This is a genomic window from Pararhizobium sp. P1_E7 (genome assembly GCF_056405855.1).
The window spans coordinates 1-4,919 of record NZ_JBFUBH010000131.1 but is presented as its reverse complement, the minus strand read 5'-3'; the positions used below and the strand labels follow the sequence as shown (position 1 = coordinate 4,919).

6 protein-coding genes are annotated in these 4,919 nt (G+C 58.8%); 5 read left to right on the top strand and 1 reads right to left on the bottom strand.

The features are described from left to right. The first annotated feature begins 76 nt into the window (after window positions 1-76). Complete coding sequence (locus tag AC1D17_RS27680; RefSeq protein ID WP_477568446.1) at window positions 77-283, top strand: cold-shock protein; 207 nt, start codon at window positions 77-79, stop codon at window positions 281-283. 407 nt (window positions 284-690) lie between these two features. After that, window positions 691-1,014 (top strand): hypothetical protein, encoded by a 324-nt coding sequence (locus AC1D17_RS27675; protein WP_477568445.1) that lies wholly within the window; start codon window positions 691-693, stop codon window positions 1,012-1,014. Between the two features lie 75 nt (window positions 1,015-1,089). Here the strand turns inward: AC1D17_RS27675 and AC1D17_RS27670 are convergent, their stop codons facing one another. Next, window positions 1,090-2,241: a site-specific integrase gene (locus AC1D17_RS27670; RefSeq protein WP_477568444.1), complete on the bottom strand. Its 1,152-nt coding sequence runs from the start codon at window positions 2,239-2,241 to the stop codon at window positions 1,090-1,092. 190 nt (window positions 2,242-2,431) lie between these two features. Here AC1D17_RS27670 and AC1D17_RS27665 point away from each other — a divergent pair, with 190 nt between their 5' ends. The 3 genes from AC1D17_RS27665 to AC1D17_RS27655 all read left to right on the top strand — a co-directional run. Further along, window positions 2,432-3,568 carry an RHE_PE00001 family protein gene (locus tag AC1D17_RS27665; RefSeq protein ID WP_477568443.1) on the top strand — a complete coding sequence of 379 codons (1,137 nt, stop codon included), beginning with the start codon at window positions 2,432-2,434 and terminating at the stop codon, window positions 3,566-3,568. A 266-nt stretch (window positions 3,569-3,834) separates the two neighbouring features. Then, complete coding sequence (locus AC1D17_RS27660) at window positions 3,835-4,602, top strand: hypothetical protein (protein ID WP_477568442.1); 768 nt, start codon at window positions 3,835-3,837, stop codon at window positions 4,600-4,602. Continuing rightward, on the top strand, window positions 4,599-4,919 hold a 321-nt coding region (locus AC1D17_RS27655), incomplete at its 3' end, for a hypothetical protein (protein ID WP_477568441.1). The genes AC1D17_RS27660 and AC1D17_RS27655, both read left to right, overlap by 4 nt.

Sequence of the window (4,919 nt, the reverse complement as noted above, 5' to 3'; positions counted from 1 at the left end):
GGACTATTTGTGTCGAGCGTCTACGTCTGTTTTGCCCGACCACGAGCTTGGCGAAATGCAGTTAAAGGAAGAAAATATGGCAACCGGTACCGTTAAATGGTTCAACGCAACGAAGGGCTTCGGCTTTATTCAGCCGGATGATGGCAGCACAGATGTGTTCGTTCACATTTCCGCCGTTGAACGTGCAGGTATGCGCGGTTTGAACGATGGCCAGAAGATCACCTACGAACTGGCGAMGGATCGCAAATCCGGCAAGATGTCGGCGGACAACCTTCAGGCCTAGTACCATTGCGATGAACCGACAACGTTTCGAACGGCTGGTCGATTCCGCCCTTTTCCGGTCCGGTTCCATCCTACCAACAAGGTCTCACGCTGCCATAATGTCGCAGGTGAGGCCGTAGGGTAGAATGCATCTTGAAATTGCTGCACCGCAGCATTAACTTGATTTTATCGAAGCGGTTCACCTCCTCCCGAGCCGCTTTGTCTGACGGACAGCACTCCTCCTCCCAGCTGCCGGTCACCAATCGAAGCCCGGTGCACCTCCTCCCGCACCGGGCTTTTTCTTCGGTTTTTTTGGGGGACGGCCCGTCGTTGGTGCATGATCGAATGCTGTCTTGACGGAGGGGCACCGTGACTTTGCCATGAAGTTTTGATCAGGCCGTTACCGAACAGAGCGACGGAGGAGACGACTTGGAAATCAGTGATAATGACCTCCACCTCATCCAGGTGATGAAGCGGTACTTCGAGGTGAAGGTCGAGGCGAGCGCCTTGAAGGTACAGCTGGAAGCCGCAAGGACGGCGGCCGGCGGCGAGATCAGCGCGTTCTATGATCCACGCTCCAACCCCGTTTATGCGCACGATATCTTGCGATTGCACGCGCTCAAAAGCGAGTTGAAACAGCTCATKGATCGTGCGGAGATCTGGAGCAGGCGCGGGGTGATCGTGGCGTCGGCGGATCAGGAAGATGCAGTGGTGGCAGAAGAGGATGAGGTGCCGCGGTCCTGGTCAGAGTGACCAACAAATCATTGCTACTGTCGGATATTCTGGCTGGCAGTACGTTCACGAAGCGGTGTCACACAACCAGCGGTGTCACACAACCAGCCTTGCCGCACGGCCACTTCGCCGCGTCGCACTATTATAATAGCTCGACGCCTGCTGCACCGAGCGATGTCGCGACTGCTCCATTGCTTCGGGCAAGGGAATGCCGCGATTGGCCGCCTCGGTCAGGTATCCCGACCGCAGACCGTGCGCAGAAAACTCCCCAGCCTCCATCCCGGCCATTTCCACCCGCTGCTTGATAATCGCATTGACCGACTGCGGATCGAGGGGTCGCCGCGACACATTTCCCCATCGCCCAATGGCCCGAAACACGCTGCCGCTGTCGATCTTGCCGGCCGTCACCCAAGCATTCAACGCGTCGACAGGCCGGCCAGTCAGATAGACGATATCGTCCTGTTCGCCATTGCTGGTCTTGGTGCGGCCGAGATGGATGGCAAGAGAGGGGAGGGGGGCGCCATTCTCGACCGGGATTGCCGGTTCGACGGTCAGCTGTTCGTGGCGCAGTCCGGCGATCTCGCTGCGGCGGCGGCCGCCGGAGGCAAAGGCGACCATCAGGATCGCCCGGTCGCGCAGATCGCGCAGGCTATCGGTGGCGCAGGTTGCCAGCAGTTTTGCCAGCACGTCACCGGTGACCGCCTTGGCGCTCTTGCGACCCCGCGTCCGGGGGACGGCGCGAACCGAAAGGCGGATGGCCGATTTCAGGGCAGGGGAGGCGAAGGCGCCGTCAAGGCCGCGCCATTTGGTCAGGGTCGACCAATTCGCCAGCCTCCGGCGCACCGTTGCCGGCGCATGCGGGCCGACGGATTTCAGGAAACCTTGCTGTCGGAGGTTTCCATCAACGTCAGCGGGCATGCCGTGATCCGCGTCGGTGGCGCGCTTCTCTGGGTCCCAAAGATGATGGGCGACGAATTTGAGGAGCAGCGCCTCTGGCGCCGGCCAGGGCAGCGATTTCCCGGTTGCTGCCAGGCCCCACGCCTCGAGATAACTGAGATCCGAGGTGAGCGCCCGCAACGTGTTGTCGCCCATGCCCTGGTTGACGAGGTGGCGCAGCGTCTCGATGTCCTGGTCGGTGAGCAGCTCGGCAAGTTCGTCGCGGCGCTCCATCGGCAGCACGGCGGCAATGGTGTCGAGTTCTTCAGCGCGGCGCTCGACGGCGGTCAGTGATTTTTTGGCTTTGAGCACGGACGCTCCAAAATAGCGGGTTTCGGCGGCCTTCGGGGCCGTGCTTTGCGGCGATTCTTTCTGATTTGGACCTCGAAATCAATCTACCATCGATAACCTATACTTATCGATGGTTATGACCCGGACCCAAAAGATCATGCAGTGACGGACACAAACTATCCTCTGGTGTCCGTATAACAAATCATTTACCATGATTTCAATGTCTTACGATTTGTCGAAATTGCCCATCCAAAGCCTGCTGCGGCCGATTTCCGACGCTGGGTCGGCATTGACCCGTCTCGATGAGCGGATCGGCCGTTCTCCCGTGGGCGAGGGCTGGATCGAACGCTCGCATTTTACCGACGCCTGCGCTTCACTGTGGATCGACGGGGAACTTGTCCATCTGGAAGACCTCGTCCTGCACGACGCCACGAAAGATATTCGCACGCCGACTCATGAGCTGACAATCGCCCGCGATGTGCTGCGCACCCGTCGACGCATAGCCTCTCAGCCATCTGGCTGGGCGCTGTCGCCGGACGGTCTTCGCAGCCTGCGTGGCCAAGCGGCTACGGAGGCGTCTGCCGACATTGCGGGCGGGGGTGACACCACGTCGGCTGACGACGAGGTAATCCGAGGAGGGGAGGGAGATGAGGTCGAAGATGGAGTAAGCCCGCTCGACGCCGAATTTGCCGCCATTGATGCGGTGCTGGCTCGCTCCGACGCCGCAATCGAGCAGGCAAAACGGCCCGTCCACGCCGGCGCGCGGGAAAAAGATCCGCTGGTCTATGATCTCGACTGGGACGAGGACGAACGACTGGACGAATGGCGCGGGTTGTTGCGGCAGGCCGAACATCTGCCGGCGGTGCTGCAGACGATTGTCGCCCTCGATGCCTGGAATGAATTGTCGGTGCTGCAGCATGCGCCCTGGCTCGGCCGATTGCTGGCCGCCTCGATCCTGCGTCAGGCCGGCGTCACCGCCGGCGCGCATCTCGCCGCGTTCAATTTTGGCCTGAAAACCATACCCGTCGATCGGCGCCGGCATCGCGATCGCGAGGTCCGGCTGTTGGCCATCCTCGCTGGTATCATCGCCGCCGCAGAGCTTGGCCTGAAGGAACACGATCGGCTGACCCTTGCCCGGCGGTCGATGGAACGCAGGCTGATCGGCCGGCGTCAAACGTCAAAGCTGCCGGAGCTGATCGAGCTGGTGATGTCGCGGCCGCTGGTGTCTGCCGGCATGATCGCGAAGGAACTTGCCGTCACGCCACGGGCAGCGCTGCGGATTGTGGAGGAACTGGGCTTGCGTGAGATGACGGGGAGGGGGAGGTTTCGGGCGTGGGGGATAATTTGAGGATGGCAGTTCGCCCTCAGGCGCGCTTTTTCGTCAGTATGGTCCGCGGCCCAAACAGCGTAAAAACAGCCTCGCTGTCACGAGGTTGACTTGGCAATTTTCCGTTGAACTAAGTAAAACGCTGAAAGTCATCGTCGSCGAGAACAATGCTGGCAAAGTGGTTGCGAAGCTAGCGAGTGGCCAGCTAATAAGAAAGGCCGATCTCGTCCGCTGTTGATTTCAAGCGATGCGATGTCGCGCTGAAATTGTAAAGCGGAAGCCAAGACATGCCTGTCTCGATCAGCGATTTCATCCACAAGGCACGACCTGCAGGTCCGGACATGCATTTGATGCACTGTACAACCGCATTGTCCACGATGAAGGCACTCGAGGAGCGAACTCTTGGGACCACCAAATGCCCTGTCTATCAAACTGATCTTCTTTATATGTTCTATGGTCGGCCCGCCTACAAGCCGGCAGCAGGGATTGGTCCCAGTGGAATGATCGAATTGGCCCCCGTGTGCCTAATACTGGATCCGTTGCTGCTTGGCTCGGTCGCACGTGTCCTTCCTTTCGACAGCGGAGGATTCGACCGCTACGGGCCACTCCTCGGACCGGGTTTGAAACTGGACGAGTTTGAGTTGGGTAGCTCGGTGCTCGCGCCTATGCAACTCGTTGGTGCGTTTTATGAAACGAATAGAAACTACTATGAGCAACACCCCACGCTAAACGAGAGGAGCATACCGGTGACAAGGGTGACCTCCCGAGCCTATGCGCGATTGATCGCCGACCCGTCGATCCGATCCGTCGACGACCGCTGCGGAACAATCGAGTTGCAATTTTCGAAGGAAGTGTCCTTGAAGACGGCTCTCAAGGCAGTTGTCGGCCCGGCCGCGCTCTTAAGTGATCCAGATATTCAGGAAGCGCTGCAAGACTGTTCGAATGCAGTGCCCTTGCCGTATAAGACGTACGGGCGATGTGACCCGTTGTCGTTTGCGCAGGCATTGTATGAGCGCGTCGAGACATTTCTGACCGATCAAGGCCAGTTTGCATGATTCAGATAATTGAGGATTGCAAATTGATTGGCGTCGCCGATCCGCTCGGAAAGAAGACCGGCTTCTTGATTCCGGTCTTCTTCAGTCCGGTTTCAAACGCTCTCTTGGTTGAAGAGCGATCAAGCAACGGCCGTGTGGCAGGATATAGTCCTTTGCATCCGCAAGAGACCAAGATTGTGCAGACATCGAGTGGCCATAGCCGTATCGGCAATTGGCCGCACTGGGCGTTTGGGCTCGGTGAAGACGTTCTGGTGGGACAAGGAGAACAACGGCAAGAGGAGTTGAAAAACGCTCTAAATGGGCGCTTCCTCTTGGAT